Consider the following 18,418-nt stretch of genomic DNA (forward strand, 5'->3'; position numbering starts at 1 on the left):
CGATGTCCGGGCTGCTGGCGTTGGTGGCCGTTGCATGTGGTGGAGCCCATACCGACGGAACAGGCGGTGCAGGAGAGAAAGAACCGGCGTCCCGCAGCGCTGAAAGGCAGTTAGACGCCAGTCCTCAACCGAAGCTGGCAGCCCTGTCGACGCTGCGCACGCCGATATTCCGCTTTTTCAACGAACAGACGGGTGCGCACTTCTTCACTGGCAGCGCCACCGAGCGCGACATGGTGCAGAGCACGCTGTCTCCACCGTTCAAAGACGAGGGCACGGCGTTCTTTGCGGCCAGTGCTTCCACGCCTGGTCTGTCACCGGTCTACCGCTTCTACAACCTCCGGACCGGGGTGCATTTCTACACCATCAGTGAAAGCGAGAAGGCCAGCATCGAAGCCAGCTTGCCCGACGTGTTCAGACTGGAGGGTGTGTCCTACCACGCCAGCGGGGTCGCCGGCCAGGGCCTGATCCCTCTGTACCGGTTCTATCTGCCGAGCAAGGGCGTCCACTTTTACACCGCCAGCGAAAGCGAAAAGGACCGTGTCATCGCGACGCTGGGTGCCGTCTATCGCTACGAAGGCATTGGCTACTACGTGCTGGGCGAGGATTGGCAGCCCGCGGAGAATGCGGCGCGCACGGGCACCGCTTCCATGCTGGTGACCGGGCTTGGCCTGCCGAAGTTGCGAACCTATGCGTGGCGGATTCCAGCGGGGCCGGCGCCGGCCGGTGGGAGGCCACTGGTGTTGACGCTGCATGGCAATGGCGGCACGCAGGACATCCCTGCGCAGTTGTCCCGGTGGACCGATGAGGAGGGCGCCGTCGTGGTGGGCTTGCAGGGGCTGGCGCCAGGATCTGGTGCCAGCAACTGGGAGTTCCGCATGGATGGTCGGTACGCGGCGGCGGTTCCGGGTTCGCGGCCTCCCCAGGGAGCCGACGACATCCAATTCATCTCAGATCTCATCGACCGCGTGCTGGCCGGATCCCTCGGCGAGTCCGTCAACCCCGCCAAGGTGTTTGTGGTGGGGTACTCGCGCGGTGCGGGCATGGCGTTCTCTGCCTACGCCGATCCGAGAACCAGGAACAAGATCGCCGCCATCGCGCCAGTGTCCGGCACGTTCTATTGCGACATGGTCACTGCCAACAACGGAGCCCTGACTGTCTTCCCCGCCGATGCGGACCCCAACTGCGGTGCGCTGGGTGGCGGCTGGTATGCGCCGCGGGCAGATCTGTTTGGGCGCCCGAACCCGATGCGGATCCTCGGTATCTGGGGAAAGACGGCCAACGGTGAGCTGGCATATACCCAGCTGGAAAGCGATCTGGACAACCCGTACGGCAGTCTGGGGCTCTGGGCCGCCTGGGGCAGTGCGGCCTGCGAGCGCGCGATTCGCTCGTCTTACCGGCGAGTGATCTCCGGACACACGAGCACCATGGGCTATCGCCAGCGGGCATCGGCCGGCAGTACCTCTGCCTGTGCTACGGATGTCACGTTCCTGCTGGACCAGACCCAGGGGCATGTGCCTTCCGGCTACGAGCAGAAGATCGTTCAGTGGATGGTGGGCAAGTACCAGCCGTTGCCTTGACTTCTGGGCATGGAGCTCTCCGGTGTGTCGTCGGGGGCGGGATAATCCAGCCCCATGTCTGTTTCCGTTTCTCCCTGGCGCCTGTCGGTCGCCCCCATGATGGGCTGGACCGATCGCCATTGCCGGTACTTCCACCGCCTGCTCACCCGCCACACCCTGCTGTACACCGAGATGGTGACGACGGGTGCGCTGATTCATGGCAACGCTGCCCAGCATCTGTTCTTCAACGACGAGGAGCACCCGGTCGCGCTGCAGCTCGGCGGCAGTGAGCCGGCGGACCTGGCGGTCTGCGCGAAGCTGGGCCAGGAGCGTGGCTACGACGAGATCAACCTCAACTGCGGCTGCCCGAGCGAGCGGGTGCTGCGCGGAGCGTTTGGCGCCTGCCTGATGGGCGAGGCCGCATTGGTGCGCGACTGCGTCAAGGCGATGGTCGATGTGGTCGACATCCCCGTCACGGTCAAGCACCGCATCGGCATCGACAAAGTCGAGAGCTACGACTTCGTGCGCGATTTCGTGGGCACGGTGGCCGAGGGCGGCTGCAAGGTGTTCCTGGTCCACGCGCGCAACGCCTGGCTCAAGGGCCTTTCGCCGAAAGAGAACCGCGAGATTCCGCCACTGCGCTACGAGCTGGCCTACCAGCTCAAGCGGGACTTCCCCGACCTGACCATCGCGGTCAACGGCGGCATCACCACGGACGAGCAGATCGCCATGCATCTGCAGCATCTGGACGGCGCCATGATCGGCCGCGAGGCGTACCACAACCCCTGGCTCATGAGCGGCTGGGACGCGAAGTTCTATGGCGACCACGCCCGCCCCGCCATGACGCGCGACGAGGTCGAGCTGGCCATGATCGACTACATGGAGCGCGCCCATGCCGAAGACGGTGTGAACTGGTACTCGATCGCCTGTCACATGCTGGGCCTGCGCCATGGCCTGCACGGTGCCCGCAAGTGGCGCCAGGTCTGGAGCGACCACCGGCTCAAGCCACTGCCACCCCGCGAGGTCTGGGCCATGGCCCAGGCCCACGTCGGTCGTGACCTCGATGTCGCGGCCGAACTCCCTGTTTCAACCCACTGAAAGAAGTTTGATGAACCGACTCGTTTCCCGCACGCTGGCCGTTGTCCTTGGCCTGAGCGCCATCCACGCCTTTGCACAGACCGCTGCCCCGAACCCCGTTCTCGACGCCGCAGCGAAGGAGCCCGGCGCCGTGGTGTCGAAGACCGGGCTGATATTCCGTTCGCTCAAGGACGGCGCCGGCGCCAGCCCGACCGCGGCCGACACGGTCAAGGTGCACTACAAGGGCACGTTCCCGGACGGCAAGGAGTTCGACAGCTCCTACTCGCGCGGCACGCCGATCGAGTTCCCGCTGGGTCGCGTGATTCCCTGCTGGACCGAGGGCGTGCAGCGCATGAAGGTCGGCGGCAAGGCCAAGCTGACCTGCCCGAGCCAGATCGCTTACGGCGAACGCGGTGCGGGCGGCGTGATTCCGCCCAACGCCACGCTGCTGTTCGAAGTCGAGCTGCTCGGCATCAAGTAAGGCGCGCTGACGGCATCACTTGCCGGTCAGTTTGGCCTTGAGCTTGGTGATGCCGATGAAGTCCATGATGATCTTTTCGTAGATCGGCTCGGACGTGCCTTTCTCCATCTTGCGCATGAAGTACTTCTCGAAGGCCACCTTGGCCAGGTGAACCCACTTGCCTTCGCTGAACCAGCTCACGTTGCGCGGCGGGATCTGGGGCAGGGCCACGAAGGCAGCGCCGGTGTCGCCGAAATCGGCCAGGCACACCGTGTTCCAGGTCGCCTTGTGGCTCGGCTCCTGGCCGTCGAGCAGCTCGCGGATGTTGTGCGCGGTGGCCGTGACCATCGACTCGATCATGTAGCCGGTCTTGGGCGTGCCGCAGGGGATCGGCGTCGCTTCCACGGGCGGGATCGCGACGCAGACGCCGATGCTGAAGATGTTCTTGAACTTCGCATTGCGCTGGTGTGCGTCGATGGTGATGAAACCCCGCGGGTTGGTCAGACCTTCAATGCCAAAGACGGCGTCCACGCCCTTGAAGGCGGGCAGCATCATGCTGTGCTTGAACGGCAGCACGTGTTCCTTGATCGGCTGCCCCTGGTCGTTGTGTTCCGTCACGAACATCTGGCCGTTCTCGACCTTGGTGGTCTTGGCGTTGCAGATCCACTTGATGTGGCGCTGGCGCATGGCCGATTCAAGCATGCCCTTGGAGTCGCCGACGCCACCCAGGCCCAGGTGGCCGATGTAGGGCTCCGGCGTCACATAGGTCATCGGAACCTGGTCGCGGATCTTTCGGCGGCGCAGGTCGGTGTCCATGATCATGGCGAACTCGTACGCCGGGCCGAAGCACGAGGCGCCTTGCACCGCGCCGACCACGATCGGGCCCGGGTTCTGCACGAACGCGTCCCATGCCGTCTTGCTCGTCTCGGCGTGGTTGACGTGGCAGATCGACTGCGTGTGCCCGCCGTGTGGGCCCAGACCCTCGACCTCCTCAAAGGCCAGCCTGGGGCCGGTGGCGATCACGAGGTAGTCGTAGTCGACCTTGCTGCCGTCGTCGAGTTCGACCTGGTTGGTCTCGGGGTGGACGCGTTTTGCGCGCTGGATGATCGACTCGATGCCCTTGCGGGCCAGGGCTGGCGCGATGTCAACCTCGATGTCCTTGCGCTTGCGCCAGTCGACCGCCACCCAGGGGTTGGACGGCACGAAATGGAACTTGGGTGCTTCGCTGATGACGGTCACCGTGTCGCCGGGTCGGGCGAGGGCTTTCATCTCGTAGGCCATGGGCATGCCGCCGATGCCGGCGCCCAGAATGACGATGCGGGCCATGATGTCTCCTGACGTGTTTGTGTGAAGACGTCATCATGGATGCCCCCGGGAGTATATGACTTGAGAAATGTCAAGCCAGAGGCCGGGGTAAACCCGGCAGCGGACGATCAGGGGGTCAAAGACCGACCGCGCGCAGGTCGATGAGGCCGTCGGCGACCGGCGGGCACCAGAAGTACGCGCCGGTTTCGGGCTCGGTGAAGCTGTACAGCGCATCGATCACGCCGTCTTCCGCGCCCGACATGCGGCGCAGCTGGGCTTCGAAGGCATCGAACGAACAGCCGAAGGCAGCGAACACCAGACCTCCCTGGTTGCCCTCGGCCCAGGGCATGGAGCGCCGCAGCACGAAGGCCTCGGGCTGGAAGTTCTCCTGTGCGGTCCGCTTGACGTGGGCCGACTCGGGGGCATCGTCGAGCTCTTCGTTGGAGTCGCGCTCGCGGCCGATGGTGTGGTCCTGCTGTTCTTTCGACATGGCTTCAAAGCGGCCCATGTGGTGGCGCCAGCGTTGCATGGCCACGAAGCTGCTGCCCGCCAGCTTGCCGGCTTTCCTGGGCAGCAGGGCCGCTGCGAGTGCCTTCTTGCCTTCCGGGTTTTCGGTGCCGTCTTCATAGCCGGTCAGGTCACGGCCGTGGTCGTGCATGAAGGCGTCGGTGATGTCGTGGATGTCGAACGCAGGCGCCAGCAGGTTTTCCAGGTGGCGGCTGCGGATCAGAAGGGCGCCACGGTCGTCGCCGCGCAGCCAGATCACCAGATCGGCCGGAGTCGCCGGCAGCTTGGTGCGGGCGCCCTCGATGCCACGGAATGTGCGCAGGCCGGGAATCTCGGCGCCCAGTTCACGCACCAGGGATTCACCCAGCCCCACCACGGCTGAGCGACCGTCTGCCTGGGTGGCCAGCAGGCGCAGCACCGCGCGTGGGTCCAGGCCGACACGCAGCTGGCAGGTGAGGTACCGGGCCAGCGGGGGAAGGGGTTCGAGGATGCCGGGCTGGGCAAGTTGGGCAATGCTCATGGAGACTCCAGGACGATTTCGCCCGGGAATTTACCAGCCCCCGAGGGGCGCGTGCGCCAAGCCCTGCCTCAGGCGGCGGCTTCGAGACCGTTGGCGAAATGCTCCTGCATCCGCGCCCGGGTCAGGGCCGGATCGCGGGCGAGCAGGGCGCCCATCACCGCCTGGTGTTCGGCCAGCGATTCGTGGATGCGGCCGGTCTTGAACAGCGAGTTGTGGCGATTGAGCTTCATGACCTTGCGCAGGTCGGCCACCATCTGCATGCGCCAGCGGTTGTCCGCCATCTCCAGCACCCGCATGTGGAAGCGCTCGTTGACCGCAAAGAAGGCGTCGCGGTCGCCGATCGAGGCTTCCAGATCAGCATGCAGCGCCTTCAGTTCCTCCAGTTCGGCGTCGCTGCCGCGCTCGGCGACCACGCCGGCGGCGTCGGATTCGAGCAGTGAGAGCAGGTGGTAGACGTCGGCCAGGTCCTTGTCGGACACTTCGGTGACGTAGGCGCCGCGGCGCACCTTCATGGTCACCAGGCCTTCGGCGGCCAGCACCTTCAGGGCTTCGCGCAGGGGGGTGCGGCTGATGCCGTATTCCTCGGCGATCTTGAGTTCGTCGATCCAGCTGCCCGGCTCCAGTTCGCGCTTGAAGATGCGCTGACGCAGCAGTTCAGCGACTTCTTCATACAGGGCGCGGGGGGCGAGAGACAGGGCGGACATGCAGGCGGAAAATGGCAAAGAGTGGCGAAACGGGCGCCAACGGAACGTCAACGAGGGCGCATTGTAAGTCCGCCGGAATATTTTGCATCAATAATTATGAATGATGTAAACTCGACAGTCTCTTCTGTTGCTTCCCCACACTGCACCGCAGCATCGACGCCATGAGCCAGAAACCGTCCGAATTCGCCCCCGCCAACCTCGAAGCATGGGCCAAAGCCGCCCAGAAATCCGCGCCCGGTGGCGACGTGAACGCCCTGAACTGGATCACGCCCGACGGCATCAGCGTCAAGCCGCTGTACACGGCCGAAGACACCAAAGACCTGCCGTACGCCAACACCCTGCCTGGCTTTGAGCCCTTCATCCGCGGCCCGCAGGCCACGATGTATGCGGTGCGCCCCTGGACCATTCGTCAGTACGCCGGCTTCTCGACCGCCGAAGAATCCAACGCTTTCTACCGCAAGGCCCTGGCTGCCGGCGGGCAGGGCGTGTCGGTGGCCTTCGACCTGGCCACCCACCGCGGCTACGACTCGGACCATCCGCGCGTCACGGGCGACGTGGGCAAGGCCGGCGTGGCCATCGACTCGGTCGAGGACATGAAGATCCTGTTCGACCAGATCCCGCTGGACAAGGTATCGGTCTCGATGACCATGAACGGCGCCGTGCTGCCGGTGCTGGCGGGCTACGTGGTGGCGGCCGAAGAGCAGGGGGTGTCGCAAGACAAGTTGAGCGGAACCATCCAGAACGACATCCTCAAGGAGTTCATGGTCCGCAACACCTATATCTACCCGCCCGAGCCGTCGATGAAGATCATCGGCGACATCATCGAGTACACGGCCAAGAACATGCCGAAGTTCAACTCGATCTCGATTTCGGGCTACCACATGCAGGAAGCCGGTGCCAACCAGGCGCTGGAGATGGCCTTCACCCTGGCCGACGGCAAGGAGTATGTGAAGACTGCCATCGCCAAGGGCATGGACGTGGACGAGTTCGCCGGCCGCCTGAGCTTTTTCTGGGCGGTGGGCATGAACTTCTATCTGGAGATCGCCAAGTTGCGCGCGGCCCGTTTGCTGTGGACGCGCATCATGAAGGGCTTCAACGCCAAGAACCCGAAGAGCCTGATGCTGCGCACGCACAGCCAGACCTCGGGCTGGTCGCTGACCGAGCAGGACCCGTACAACAACGTCGTGCGCACCACCATCGAAGCCATGGCGGCTGTGTTCGGCGGCACGCAGTCGCTGCACACCAACTCGCTGGACGAAGCCATCGCGCTGCCCACCGAGTTCAGTTCGCGCATCGCTCGCAACACCCAGCTGATCATCCAGGAAGAGACCCACATCACCAACGTGGTCGATCCCTGGGCCGGCTCCTACATGATGGAGTCGCTGACGCAGGAAATGGCCGACAAGGCCTGGGCCATCATCGAAGAGGTCGACGCCATGGGCGGCATGACCAAGGCGGTGGACTCGGGCTGGGCCAAGCTCAAGATCGAAGCCGCCGCGGCCGAGAAGCAGGCGCGCATCGACAGCGGCAAAGACGTGATCGTGGGCGTCAACAAGTACAAGCTGGCGAAGGAAGACCCCATCGACATCCTCGACGTGGACAACGTCAAGGTGCGCGACGGCCAGATCGCGCGGCTCAAGGAAATCCGGGCCAAGCGCGACAATGCCGCGGTGCAGGCTGCGCTGACGGCGCTGACGACCGCCGCCGAGTCCGGCCAGGGCAACCTGCTGGATCTGGCGATCCAGGCGATCCGCCTGCGTGCGACCGTCGGCGAAGTGTCCGACGCGCTGGAAAAAATCTACGGGCGCCACCGCGCTGACACACAAAAGGTGACGGGTGTGTATGCCGCTGCTTACGACTCGGCCGAAGGCTGGGACAAACTGAAGACCGAAATCGCCGACTTCGCGACCGCGCAGGGCCGCCGCCCGCGCGTGATGATCGCCAAGCTCGGCCAGGACGGCCACGACCGCGGTGCCAAGGTGGTGGCCACGGCCTTTGCCGACCTCGGCTTTGACGTCGACATGGGACCGCTGTTCCAGACGCCGGAAGAATGCGCGCGCCAGGCGATCGAGAACGACGTGCACGCCGTCGGCGTTTCCACGCTGGCCGCCGGCCACAAGACCCTGGTGCCCGCCATCATCAAGGCGCTCAAGGAGCAGGGCGCCGACGACATCATCGTGTTCGTGGGCGGCGTGATCCCGCGCCAGGACTACGAAATGCTGTACGAAGCGGGCGTCAAGGGCGTCTACGGCCCCGGCACCCCGATTCCGGCCAGCGCCAAGGACGTGCTGGAACAGATCCGGAAAGCGGTGGCGTGACGCCTGAGCAGATCCAGGCCGGCATCGTTGGCGGTGCGCCGGCGGTACAACGGCGCGCGATGGCCAAGGCCATCACGCTGCTGGAGTCCACCCGGCCGGACCACCGCCTGCAGGCCGATGCACTGCTGACCGGGCTGCTACCACATTCCGGCGGTGCGTTTCGGCTGGGCATCAGCGGCGTGCCGGGTGTGGGCAAGAGCACTTTCATCGAAGCGCTCGGTCTCTATCTGATTGCACAGGGCCACCGCGTGGCAGTGCTGGCGGTCGATCCTTCTTCTTCCGTCTCGGGTGGTTCCATCCTGGGCGACAAGACGCGCATGGAGCAACTGAGCGTGCACGAGAAGGCCTACATCCGGCCCAGCCCGAGCAGCGGCACGCTGGGCGGCGTGGCCGAGAAAACGCGCGAGGCCATGCTGGTCTGCGAAGCGGCGGGCTACGACGTGGTGATCGTCGAGACCGTGGGCGTCGGGCAGAGCGAGACCGCGGTGCACGGCATGACCGACATGTTCTGTCTGCTGCAGCTGCCCAACGCGGGCGACGACCTGCAAGCGATCAAAAAGGGCGTGATGGAGCTGGCCGATCTGGTCGTCATCAACAAGGCCGACATCGACCCCGACGCCGCCACGCGCGCGCGCGCGCAGATCACCTCGTCTTTGCGCCTGCTGGGGCTGCATGGCAACCCCGACCATGTTCACCACGACCAGCAGATCTGGCACCCGCAGGTGATCCAGATCAGCGCACTGCACGGGCAGGGCGTGGACACGTTCTGGTCGTCGGTCAGCGAGTTCCGACGCCTACAGACCGCCAATGGACGCCTGGCCGCCCGGCGCCTGCAGCAGGCCACGGCCTGGATGTGGGAACGCATCGACGCCGGGCTCAAACAACGCTTTCGCGAACACCCGCAGGTGCGCGCGAAGCTCGACCTTTTCACGCAGCAGGTGCAGGGCGGCCAGCTGGCTGCTTCGACCGCTGCACGGCAGTTGCTCGACCTGTTCGAGTAAAGCCATTTCCTGATTTCACCGGAGAGACCACCATGCAAGACATCCTGGACCAACTGGAAAAGAAGCGCGAGCTGGCTCGCCAGGGCGGGGGCGAGAAACGCATCGCCGCCCAGCACAGCAAAGGCAAGCTGACGGCGCGCGAGCGCCTGGAAGTGCTGCTCGATGAGGGCACGTTTGAAGAGTGGGACATGTTCGTCGAGCACCGCTGCGTGGACTTCGGCATGCAGGACCAGAAGATTCCCGGCGACGGCGTTGTGACCGGCTACGGCATGATCAACGGCCGCCTGGTGTTCGTCTTCAGCCAGGACTTCACCGTCTTCGGCGGCGCGCTCTCTGAAGCCCACGCGGAGAAGATCTGCAAGGTGATGGATCAGGCCATGAAGGTCGGCGCACCGGTGATCGGCCTGAACGATTCGGGCGGCGCCCGCATCCAGGAAGGTGTGGCCTCGCTCGGCGGTTACGCCGACGTGTTCCAGCGCAACGTGATGGCCAGCGGCGTGATCCCTCAGATCAGCATGATCATGGGCCCGTCGGCCGGTGGCGCGGTGTACTCGCCGGCCATGACCGACTTCATCTTCATGGTCAAGGATTCGAGCTACATGTTCGTGACCGGCCCCGAGGTGGTGAAGACCGTGACGCACGAAGAAGTGACCGCCGAAGAGCTGGGCGGCGCCGTGACGCACACCACCAAGAGCGGCGTGGCCGACCTGGCCTTCGAGAACGATGTGGAAGCGCTGCTGATGCTGCGCCGCCTCTACAACTACCTGCCGCTCAACAACAAGGAAAAGGCGCCGGCGCGTCCCAGCGGCGACCCGATCGACCGACTTGAGAAGAGCCTGGACACGCTGGTGCCAGAGAATCCGAACAAGCCCTACGACATGAAGGAGCTGATCCTCAAGACGGTCGACGACGGCGACTTCTTCGAGATCCAGCCCGACTACGCCAAGAACATCCTGATCGGCTTCGCCCGCATGGACGGTCAGACCGTGGGCATCGTGGCCAACCAGCCGCTGGTGCTGGCCGGCTGCCTGGACATCAAGAGCTCGATCAAGGCCGCGCGGTTCGTGCGCTTCTGCGACGCCTTCAACATCCCGGTCGTGACCTTCGTCGACGTGCCCGGCTTCATGCCCGGCACCAGCCAGGAGTACGGCGGCATCATCAAGCACGGCGCCAAGCTGCTTTACGCCTACGCCGAGTGCACCGTGCCCAAGATCACCGTGATCACCCGCAAGGCCTACGGCGGCGCCTACGACGTGATGGCCTCCAAGCACCTGCGCGGCGACGTGAACTTCGCCTGGCCCAACGCCGAGATCGCGGTGATGGGCGCCAAGGGCGCGGTGGAGATCATCTTCCGCGAGGAGAAGAAGGACCCGGCCAAGCTGGCCGAGCGCGAGGCCGAATACAAGGCCCGCTTCGCCAACCCGTTCGTGGCCGGCGCGCGTGGCTTCATCGACGACGTGATCCTGCCGTCCGAGACCCGCAAGCGCATCTGCCGCTCGCTGGTGATGCTCAAGGACAAGAAGATCGAGAACCCGTGGCGCAAGCACGGGAACATCCCGCTCTGATGTCTGTGCTGGTGTGGTGCTGATGATCCGTCTGCTGCTGTCGATCCTCGGGCTGGTGCTGGCCGCTTCGGGCGCGCTGTTGCTGCTCGAAGGCACGTTCCATTTCGGCGTCGTGTTCTCGCTCGGCCTGGGTCTGCTGCTGCTGGTGGCTGCCCTGGCCTGGGGAGCGCTGAGCCGCTGGAGCGCGGCCTCGGCACCGCGGCGCTGGTTCTGGCGCGGCTCGTGGGGTCTGGCATCGGTCTGGGGGGTGTCGGTGCTGGCCCTGTTTGCCATGCCGATTCCCCACGGCCTGGCCGCCGCCGTCCCGACCGACACGCCCAGGGCCGTGATCGTGCTGGGCGCCGGGTCGGCCCGCTGCGAGCCGTCGCCGGTGCTGCAGGGTCGGCTGGACACCGCGGCGGAAGCGGCGCGGCGCTGGCCCTCGGCGCTGATCGTCCTCAGCGGTGGCCGCAACCACTTCCACAACGTGGCCTGCACCGAGGCCCAGGTGATGCAACAGGCCCTGGTCGCCCAGGGTGTCGACGCGTCGCGGCTGGTGCAGGAAGACCGCAGCGCCAACACCACCGAGAACCTGGCCTATTCGGCCCGGCTGCTGGGCGAGCGCGGCATCACGCCCGACCAGCCGCTGGCCGTGGTCACCAGCGAGTTCCACGGCGCGCGCGCCCTGCGTCTGGCTGAACACCAGGGCTTCACGCACCTCGCTTTCGTCGCCGCACCCACCCCCATCCGCTACCGCTACCACCTGTGGCTGCGGGAGTACTTTGCTTCTGCCTGGAGCTGGGTCAGCGGGGAAGGCTGAGCCTTCTCCTCCCAGTTCCGAACCCTTTCGAGAATCGCCCAGTTTCCCAAGACGGAGTCACCCATGTTCAAGAAGATCCTGATCGCCAACCGTGGCGAAATCGCCTGCCGCGTGATCGCCACCGCCCGCAAGATGGGCATTGCCACCGTGGCGGTGTACTCCGAGGCCGACAAGGAAGCGCGCCACGTGCAGCTGGCCGACGAGGCCGTGCTGCTGGGCCCGGCGCCGTCGCGCGAGTCCTACCTGGTGGCCGACAAGATCATCGCAGCCTGCAAGGCCACGGGCGCCGAGGCTGTGCACCCGGGCTACGGCTTCCTGTCGGAGAACGAAGCCTTCGCCAAGCGCTGTGAAGACGAGGGCATCGCCTTCATCGGCCCGCGCCATTTCTCGATTGCCGCCATGGGCGACAAGATCGCTTCCAAGAAGCTGGCCAATGAAGCCAAGGTCAACACCATTCCCGGCTACAACGACGCCATCGAGTCGGCCGAGAAGGCCGTCGAAATCGCCAAGGGCATCGGCTACCCGGTGATGATCAAGGCCTCGGCCGGCGGCGGCGGCAAGGGCCTGCGCGTGGCCTACAACGACAAGGAAGCGCTGGAAGGTTTCACCGCCTGCCAGAACGAGGCCCGCAACAGCTTCGGCGACGACCGCATCTTCATCGAGAAGTTCGTCGAGCAGCCGCGCCACATCGAGATTCAGATCGTCGGGGACAGCCACGGTAACGTGGTCTACCTGAACGAGCGCGAATGCTCCATCCAGCGCCGCCACCAGAAAGTGATCGAAGAGGCGCCGTCGCCCTTCATCTCCGACGCCACCCGCAAGGCCATGGGCGAGCAGGCCGTGGCGCTGGCCAAGGCGGTGAAGTACCAGTCGGCCGGCACGGTCGAGTTCGTGGTCGGCAAGGACCAGGACTTCTACTTCCTGGAAATGAACACCCGCCTGCAGGTGGAGCACCCGGTGACCGAGTGCATCACCGGCCTGGACCTGGTGGAGCTGATGATCCGTGTGGCCGCCGGCGAAAAGCTGCCGATCACCCAGGCCGATGTGAAGCGCGACGGCTGGGCAATGGAGTGCCGCATCAACGCGGAAGACCCGTTCCGCAACTTCCTGCCGTCCACCGGCCGTCTGGTGCGCTTCGACCCGCCGACGGAAACCATGTGGCAGGCCGATACGGCCCACAAACTCGGCGTGCGCGTGGACACCGGCGTGTACGACGGCGGCGAGATCCCGATGTACTACGACTCGATGATCGCCAAGCTCATCGTGCACGGCAAGGACCGCAACGACGCCATCGCCAAGATGCGCGAGGCGCTCAACGGCTTCGTGATCCGCGGCATCAACAGCAACATCCCGTTCCAGGCCGCGCTGCTGGCGCACCCGGACTTTGTCTCGGGCAACTTCAACACCGGCTTCATCGCCAAGCACTATGCCCACGGCTTCCGAGCCGAAGACGTGCCGCACAGCGATCCCGACTTCCTGGTCGCGCTGGCCGCCTTCGTGCGCCGCAAGAGCCGCGAGCGCGCCACCGGCATCTCCGGCCAGCTGCCGGGCTATGGCGTCAAGGTGGGCAAGGACTATGTGGTGGTCAGTCTGGACGCTGCCGGTCAGCACAAGTACACCGCGGTGCACGTGGACGAGTTCGTCGGCGAGACCGGCTACGCCTCGGTGCAGGTGGGTGAGAAGCGCTACAAGATCAGCTCGCCCTCGCGCCTGAACGACATCGTCATCAGCGGCGAAGTGAACGGCCAGCCGTTCACCGCCCAGATGGAGCGCGGCTCGCCGCGCAATCCGCTGGCCCTGGTGGTGCAGCACAACGGTACCAAGCTGGAAACCGTGGTGGTGTCGCCGCGCATGGCCGAGCTGCACAAGCTGATGCCATTCAAGGCGCCGCCGGACATGAGCAAATATGTGCTCTCGCCGATGCCGGGCCTGCTGGTCGATGTGGCGGTGCAGGTCGGCCAGCGGGTGCAGGCCGGCGAGCGCGTCGCGGTCATTGAAGCCATGAAGATGGAGAACGTGCTGTTTGCCGCCGCCGACGGTGTGGTGGGCAAGGTGCTGGCGTCCAAGGGCGAATCGCTGGTGGTCGACCAGCCCATCGTGGAGTTCGAGAAATGAAAGGCACGCCACGTCCCTTCAAGGTTCTGGGCGTCCAGCAGATCGCCATCGGTGGCCCGGACAAGCTGCGCCTGCAGACGCTCTGGGTCGACATGCTGGGTCTGGAGAAAACCGGCACCTTCCAGAGCGAACGCGAGAACGTCGACGAAGACATCTGTGCCATCGGCAGCGGCCCGTTCAAGGTCGAGGTCGACCTGATGCAGCCCATGGATCCGGAGAAGAAGCCCGCGGTCCACGCCACGCCGCTCAACCACATCGGCCTGTGGATCGACGACCTGCCGGTCGCGGTTCAATGGCTGACCGCCAACGGCGTGCGCTTTGCCCCCGGTGGCATCCGCAAGGGCGCCGCCGGTTTCGACATCACCTTTCTGCATCCCAAGGCGAACGACGAGTTCCCCATAGCGGGTGAGGGCGTGCTGATCGAACTGGTGCAGGCGCCGCCGGAAGTGGTCAGCGCCTTTGCCAGGCTGGCCGGTCAGCCGGGCTGAAGCCGTTCAAAGGCCAACAGAAACACAAGGGCCGAGGAGACAGACGCCGTCCGGTGCAACCCGGGCGGCGTCATTTTTTTGGGCGGCGCCGAATCACTCGCAAATCATGTAGGTCTTGGTCAGCGCGTCCAGCACCTCGAACGCGCCCTCAAAGCCCGGCGGGATGTAGATGCCCTCGCCAGGCCCGGCCTCCTCAAAGCCGCCCAGCGCGTCGTGTACCCGGCAGCGGCCTTCGAGTACGGTGAACAGCTCGCGCTCGGTCGGCCCCATGGCGATGCGCCAGTGGCCCGGCTCGCAGCGCCAGACCCCGCAATACACTTGGCCGGCGGGCAGGCCTTCATCGATGAGGTTCCAGGTTTCCCGCATCGGGTTGCCACGCAACAGTCGCTCAGGGCGCGGGTGGTCGATGGCGGGTGTGCCGGCGGGCTGGGCGGTCAGTTTCAGGAGACGGGCGGTGTTGCTCATGGCCGGCATTGTGCCGTCGCGCAGGTGTGCGCAAAACTGGGCCGGATTGGGTGGCTTGTTCCGGGCATTGGATGCCATCCCCCGGTCTTACGCTGGGAACCATTGTGTCAACCCACCGGGGAAACCAACATGCCCACGCAGCAACAACCCTTGGAGGCCGACCGCGGCCGTTCCGACAAAGCCTCCCGGCCGCTGCTGGACGACGGCCGCTGGGCGCAGCGCAATTCGGGTTGGCGCGAACGGGAACCGGCCATGCCCTGGCCCCAGGAATTGCTGGAGGCCTTCAGCTTGCGCATGGCGGGGCACGGCATGTCGATCAGCCGCCCGCTGATGCTGTGTGACAAGTGCTACGCGCTGCGCCAGCTGGTGGATGCCCAGACCCTGGGCGACGAGACGCTGCGCCTGCTGTCGGTGCAGCTGTTCCGCCACTTCGAAGCCCGACAGTCCGGCCTCCCGATGGTCCATTGAACCTGGCACTGCGGGTCAGTCCTGATTCAAGGGAAGGACCTGCCTGCCGATAGAGCTGCATCGCCCGCGCACAGGAACTTTCGCCCATGCCACGCCTTTCCCTCTTTACCCCTGGTATCTGGCTGATGCGACGGTTGCGGTTGCCGATCAAGCTGAGCCTGCTGTCGCTGGCGATCGTGATCCCGCTGGTGGTCATCTGTGTGGCGCTGGTGGAGCGCATCTCGGGCGAGATCGCATTCATCGAACATGAAATGCAAGGCTCGGCCGGCATCGCCCGCCTGTCGGAACTGGTGTCGGTGGTGCAGAAGCACCGCGGGCAGACCAACATGCTGCTGTCCGGCAACGACAAGGCGCGCGCCGATCTCCAAAAGACCCGCGCAAGCTTGCCGGCCGCACTGACCGCCATCCGCGAGGCATTGGGCAACAACCCGCAATTCAAGCTCGACAGTGAGTGGAGTGCCCTGGAAGGGCGTCTCCAGCAGTTGTCCGCAACGGAGAAGCAGACGGCTGCGCAGGCGTTCGAACTCCACACGGCCTTGATCGGCGACATCAAACACCTGATGTACACCGTGGGTGAACGCTCCAATCTGCTGTTCGATCCCGACCCGGCCAGCTACTTCCTGATGGACATCGTCGTCTCCCGGGCAGTGCCCTGGAGCGAACGGATCGCGCAGGTGCGCGGCCAGGGTGCCGGCTTGCTGAGCCAGCCACAATGGTCCGACGAGACTGCGTCCGGCCTGCGCCAGCAGCTGGGCACCCTGGCCAGCGACACCAACGACTTCCGGTTCGCCAGTGAGTTCGCGCCCCGCTACGGTCAGCAGGGCCTTCCTGGCAGCGAAGCGATCAAGGCGGCCGAGTCGTTTGTCTCCCTGGCGCGCCAGGCGCTGCAGGGGCCGGGCAAGGTCACGGCTGCGGCGTACTTCGAGGCCGGCACGGCCGCCATGGACGCTTCCCAGGCCTACCAGAAGGCGGTGCTGCAACGGCTGGACAAGCTGCTGGCCGAGCGGCGTTCCGATGCCCAGAACCAGCGCATTCTGTCGCTCGTTTCAGTGCTGACCGGGATGGCGGCCATGGTCTACTTCCTGACCGCGTTCTACCTGAGCTTCGTGATCGACTTCAAGCATGTGAGCAAGGTGATGGGCGAAACCGCCAAGGGCAACCTGCGGGCCCATGTGCTGGTGCGCGGCAGCGACGAACTGGCGGATCTGGCGACGCAGCTCGAAGGCATGATCGGCAACCTGTCGGGCATGGTGGCCGAAGTGCGCAGCAACTCGGCGCTGGTGGCCTACGCCGGCAAGAGCCTGGCGGCCGGCAACCGCGAGCTGGCCGACCGCACCGAGCAGCAGGCGGCCAACCTGGAGCAGACCGCAGCCAGTGTGCAGGAGCTTTCCAGCACGGTGCAACAGAACGCCCAGACGGCGGGCGATTCCGACACCCAGGCCTCCCGGGTGCGCGACATCGCTGAATCGGGATCGCAGGCCATGGTGCGGGCCGTCGAATCGGTCGAAGGCATCCAGAAGAGCGCCCAGCAGATGAACGAGATCATCGGGGTGATCGACAGCCTGGCCTTCCAGACCAACATCCTGGCGCTGAACGCAGCCGTCGAGGCCGCGCGTGCGGGCGAACAGGGCAGGGGGTTTGCGGTGGTGGCGGCCGAGGTTCGCAACCTGGCGCAACGCTCCGCCGCGTCCTCGCGCGAGATCCGGGAGCTGATCCAGGCTTCCGGCGAGCAGGTCTCGACCAGCGTCGCCCAGATCCGCGCTGCCGGCTCAAGCATGACCGAGATCGTCAACGGCGTGCGCGGCGTCGCGGCCAACATGTCCCTGATCTCTTCGGCCAGTGCCGAGCAGAGCGGCGGGCTGACCGAAATCTCGTCCGCCGTCGGCCAGCTCGACGAGATCACCCAGCGCAACGCCCGCATGGTCGAGCGCGCGGTGCAGCAGGCCACCCAGCTCGAAGGCCGGGCCGCCACCCTGGCGCAGGCGGTGTCGTCGTTCCAGCTCCAGCAGGGCGCGGCCGAGGAGGCCATGCAGCTGGTGGATCGGGCGATGGCGATGCGGGCCCACAGCGGGCGCGACGCATTTGTCCAGCAGGTCACCGACCCGGCGCAGGCCTTCTACGATCGCGACATGTATGTGTTCGCACTGGACCGCAGTGGCGCCTACCGCGCCTTCGGTGGCAAGCCGGAGAAGGTCGGCAGCCGGGTGCAGGACATCCCTGGTGTCGACGGCGCGGCCTTGCTCGATGCCATTGTTTCGCAGGCTGAACTCGAGCCAGGCTGGGTCGAGTACGACATCACCAACCCGCAGACCGGCACTGTGCAGACCAAGATGTCCTATGTCGTCAAGATCGACGACCTCTACGTCGGCTGCGGTGTCTACAAGTCTCTGACCACGCTTTGAGCCGGTTGCGCCCGGTTCAGGCCTGCCCGCGGCGCTCGCGGGCACGCGCCAGCGCCGCCTCGATCACGGCGCGCTTCTTGTCCAGCACCGCAGGGTCGGTGTGCTGGGAGTGCGCCGCGAGGTCGGCCAGCTTCATCTTTGCCTTGGCTTCCAGCCGTTGCTCGTGTTCCTGCTTTTCGCGGGCCAGGCGCACGGTGCGGTCTGCGTAGCGCCGGCGGGCCAGGTCGGCCTGCTGCTGCGGCCACGCGGCCCAGCCTGTGCGTTCACCGCTGACCACCTCCAGCGCGATGCAGTCGACCGGGCAGACCGGGATGCAGAGCTCGCAACCGGTGCAGTACCGCTCGATCACGGTGTGCATCTGCTTGTTGCTGCCGACGATGGCGTCCGTCGGGCAGGCCTTGATGCACAGCGTGCAGCCGATGCACCAGTCTTCGTCGATCACCGCCAGGGTCAGCGGCCCTTCGATGCCATTGGCTGGATTGAGCGCGGTGGCGGGTCGGCCGGTGATGGCGGCGAGGCGGTCGACGCCCTCGACGCCACCGGGGGGGCACTGGTTGATGTCCGCCTCACCCACGGCCACGGCGCGGGCGTAGCTGGCGCAATCGGGGTATCCACAACGGGTGCACTGCGTCTGCGGCAGCGCGGCGTCGATGCGCCGGGCCAAGTCT

Annotated in this window: 16 protein-coding genes; 11 read left to right on the plus strand and 5 right to left on the minus strand. The window is 65.7% G+C overall.

Annotated features, from left to right (window positions below; translation table 11 throughout):
• Nucleotides 1-2 precede the first annotated feature (2 nt).
• The 3 genes from ACLIJ1_RS21130 to ACLIJ1_RS21140 are packed head-to-tail and all read left to right on the plus strand — an operon-like array spanning nucleotide 3 to nucleotide 3,114.
• The gene (locus tag ACLIJ1_RS21130; RefSeq protein WP_411367522.1) at nucleotides 3-1,577 is read left to right on the plus strand and encodes a hypothetical protein; all 1,575 of its coding nucleotides are present in this window, start codon (nucleotides 3-5) and stop codon (nucleotides 1,575-1,577) included.
• A 54-nt stretch (nucleotides 1,578-1,631) separates the two neighbouring features.
• Nucleotides 1,632-2,654 (plus strand): tRNA dihydrouridine(20/20a) synthase DusA, encoded by a 1,023-nt coding sequence (dusA, locus tag ACLIJ1_RS21135; RefSeq protein ID WP_411367523.1) that lies wholly within the window; start codon nucleotides 1,632-1,634, stop codon nucleotides 2,652-2,654.
• 10 nt (nucleotides 2,655-2,664) lie between these two features.
• Entirely contained in the window at nucleotides 2,665-3,114 is a 450-nt protein-coding gene (locus ACLIJ1_RS21140) for an FKBP-type peptidyl-prolyl cis-trans isomerase (protein ID WP_411367524.1), read from the plus strand.
• Between the two features lie 15 nt (nucleotides 3,115-3,129).
• Here the strand turns inward: ACLIJ1_RS21140 and ACLIJ1_RS21145 are convergent, their stop codons facing one another.
• The 3 genes from ACLIJ1_RS21145 to ACLIJ1_RS21155 all read right to left on the minus strand — a co-directional run bounded on the left by ACLIJ1_RS21145 (nucleotide 3,130) and on the right by ACLIJ1_RS21155 (nucleotide 6,129).
• Nucleotides 3,130-4,419 (minus strand): NAD(P)/FAD-dependent oxidoreductase, encoded by a 1,290-nt coding sequence (locus ACLIJ1_RS21145; protein WP_411367525.1) that lies wholly within the window; start codon nucleotides 4,417-4,419, stop codon nucleotides 3,130-3,132.
• A gap of 115 nt (nucleotides 4,420-4,534) precedes the next feature.
• On the minus strand, nucleotides 4,535-5,425 hold the full coding sequence (locus tag ACLIJ1_RS21150; protein ID WP_411367526.1) for a Dyp-type peroxidase: 891 nt from the start codon (nucleotides 5,423-5,425) through the stop codon (nucleotides 4,535-4,537).
• A 68-nt stretch (nucleotides 5,426-5,493) separates the two neighbouring features.
• Complete coding sequence (locus ACLIJ1_RS21155; protein ID WP_411367527.1) at nucleotides 5,494-6,129, minus strand: GntR family transcriptional regulator; 636 nt, start codon at nucleotides 6,127-6,129, stop codon at nucleotides 5,494-5,496.
• Nucleotides 6,130-6,290: 161 nt separating this feature from the next.
• On the opposite strand from ACLIJ1_RS21155, the gene scpA reads away from it, so the two are divergent.
• The 6 genes from scpA (at nucleotide 6,291) to ACLIJ1_RS21185 (ending at nucleotide 14,415) form a co-directional block, all read left to right on the plus strand.
• Nucleotides 6,291-8,447, plus strand: a complete 2,157-nt coding sequence (scpA, locus tag ACLIJ1_RS21160; RefSeq protein ID WP_411367528.1) for a methylmalonyl-CoA mutase — start codon at nucleotides 6,291-6,293, stop codon at nucleotides 8,445-8,447.
• On the plus strand, nucleotides 8,444-9,448 hold the full coding sequence (gene meaB / locus ACLIJ1_RS21165; RefSeq protein WP_411367529.1) for a methylmalonyl Co-A mutase-associated GTPase MeaB: 1,005 nt from the start codon (nucleotides 8,444-8,446) through the stop codon (nucleotides 9,446-9,448). Before scpA ends, meaB begins: the two co-directional genes overlap by 4 nt.
• Nucleotides 9,449-9,480: 32 nt before the next feature.
• Nucleotides 9,481-11,013, plus strand: coding sequence for an acyl-CoA carboxylase subunit beta (locus ACLIJ1_RS21170; RefSeq protein ID WP_411367530.1), 1,533 nt, complete (start codon nucleotides 9,481-9,483; stop codon nucleotides 11,011-11,013).
• 22 nt (nucleotides 11,014-11,035) lie between these two features.
• Nucleotides 11,036-11,812, plus strand: a complete 777-nt coding sequence (locus tag ACLIJ1_RS21175; protein ID WP_411367531.1) for a YdcF family protein — start codon at nucleotides 11,036-11,038, stop codon at nucleotides 11,810-11,812.
• A gap of 63 nt (nucleotides 11,813-11,875) precedes the next feature.
• Nucleotides 11,876-13,927, plus strand: a complete 2,052-nt coding sequence (gene accC / locus ACLIJ1_RS21180; RefSeq protein WP_411367532.1) for an acetyl-CoA carboxylase biotin carboxylase subunit — start codon at nucleotides 11,876-11,878, stop codon at nucleotides 13,925-13,927.
• Nucleotides 13,924-14,415, plus strand: a complete 492-nt coding sequence (locus tag ACLIJ1_RS21185; RefSeq protein ID WP_411367533.1) for a VOC family protein — start codon at nucleotides 13,924-13,926, stop codon at nucleotides 14,413-14,415. Before accC ends, ACLIJ1_RS21185 begins: the two co-directional genes overlap by 4 nt.
• 93 nt (nucleotides 14,416-14,508) lie before the next feature.
• Here the strand turns inward: ACLIJ1_RS21185 and ACLIJ1_RS21190 are convergent, their stop codons facing one another.
• Nucleotides 14,509-14,880, minus strand: a complete 372-nt coding sequence (locus ACLIJ1_RS21190) for a cupin domain-containing protein (RefSeq protein WP_411367534.1) — start codon at nucleotides 14,878-14,880, stop codon at nucleotides 14,509-14,511.
• Nucleotides 14,881-15,009: 129 nt separating this feature from the next.
• Here ACLIJ1_RS21190 and ACLIJ1_RS21195 point away from each other — a divergent pair, with 129 nt between their 5' ends.
• Nucleotides 15,010-15,348 carry a hypothetical protein gene (locus ACLIJ1_RS21195; RefSeq protein ID WP_411367535.1) on the plus strand — a complete coding sequence of 113 codons (339 nt, stop codon included), beginning with the start codon at nucleotides 15,010-15,012 and terminating at the stop codon, nucleotides 15,346-15,348.
• Between the two features lie 86 nt (nucleotides 15,349-15,434).
• Entirely contained in the window at nucleotides 15,435-17,750 is a 2,316-nt protein-coding gene (locus ACLIJ1_RS21200; protein WP_411367536.1) for a methyl-accepting chemotaxis protein, read from the plus strand.
• A 16-nt stretch (nucleotides 17,751-17,766) separates the two neighbouring features.
• Here ACLIJ1_RS21200 and rsxB read toward each other — a convergent pair.
• Nucleotides 17,767-18,418: electron transport complex subunit RsxB (gene rsxB / locus ACLIJ1_RS21205; RefSeq protein ID WP_411367537.1), on the minus strand; the 652-nt coding region annotated here is incomplete at its 5' end.

Origin of the sequence: Hydrogenophaga sp. RWCD_12 (genome assembly GCF_046604225.1) — a bacterium.
In the GTDB taxonomy this organism is placed as follows: domain Bacteria; phylum Pseudomonadota; class Gammaproteobacteria; order Burkholderiales; family Burkholderiaceae_C; genus Hydrogenophaga.

Coding starts and splice junctions, on each gene's coding strand:
- ACLIJ1_RS21130 (WP_411367522.1), top strand. CDS start 3: ATGTCCGGGCTGCTGGCGTTGGTGGCCGTTGCATGTGGTGGAGCCCAT.
- dusA (WP_411367523.1), top strand. CDS start 1,632: ATGTCTGTTTCCGTTTCTCCCTGGCGCCTGTCGGTCGCCCCCATGATG.
- ACLIJ1_RS21140 (WP_411367524.1), top strand. CDS start 2,665: ATGAACCGACTCGTTTCCCGCACGCTGGCCGTTGTCCTTGGCCTGAGC.
- ACLIJ1_RS21145 (WP_411367525.1), bottom strand. CDS start 4,419: ATGGCCCGCATCGTCATTCTGGGCGCCGGCATCGGCGGCATGCCCATG.
- ACLIJ1_RS21150 (WP_411367526.1), bottom strand. CDS start 5,425: ATGAGCATTGCCCAACTTGCCCAGCCCGGCATCCTCGAACCCCTTCCC.
- ACLIJ1_RS21155 (WP_411367527.1), bottom strand. CDS start 6,129: ATGTCCGCCCTGTCTCTCGCCCCCCGCGCCCTGTATGAAGAAGTCGCT.
- scpA (WP_411367528.1), top strand. CDS start 6,291: ATGAGCCAGAAACCGTCCGAATTCGCCCCCGCCAACCTCGAAGCATGG.
- ACLIJ1_RS21170 (WP_411367530.1), top strand. CDS start 9,481: ATGCAAGACATCCTGGACCAACTGGAAAAGAAGCGCGAGCTGGCTCGC.
- ACLIJ1_RS21175 (WP_411367531.1), top strand. CDS start 11,036: ATGATCCGTCTGCTGCTGTCGATCCTCGGGCTGGTGCTGGCCGCTTCG.
- accC (WP_411367532.1), top strand. CDS start 11,876: ATGTTCAAGAAGATCCTGATCGCCAACCGTGGCGAAATCGCCTGCCGC.
- ACLIJ1_RS21185 (WP_411367533.1), top strand. CDS start 13,924: ATGAAAGGCACGCCACGTCCCTTCAAGGTTCTGGGCGTCCAGCAGATC.
- ACLIJ1_RS21190 (WP_411367534.1), bottom strand. CDS start 14,880: ATGAGCAACACCGCCCGTCTCCTGAAACTGACCGCCCAGCCCGCCGGC.
- ACLIJ1_RS21195 (WP_411367535.1), top strand. CDS start 15,010: ATGCCCACGCAGCAACAACCCTTGGAGGCCGACCGCGGCCGTTCCGAC.
- ACLIJ1_RS21200 (WP_411367536.1), top strand. CDS start 15,435: ATGCCACGCCTTTCCCTCTTTACCCCTGGTATCTGGCTGATGCGACGG.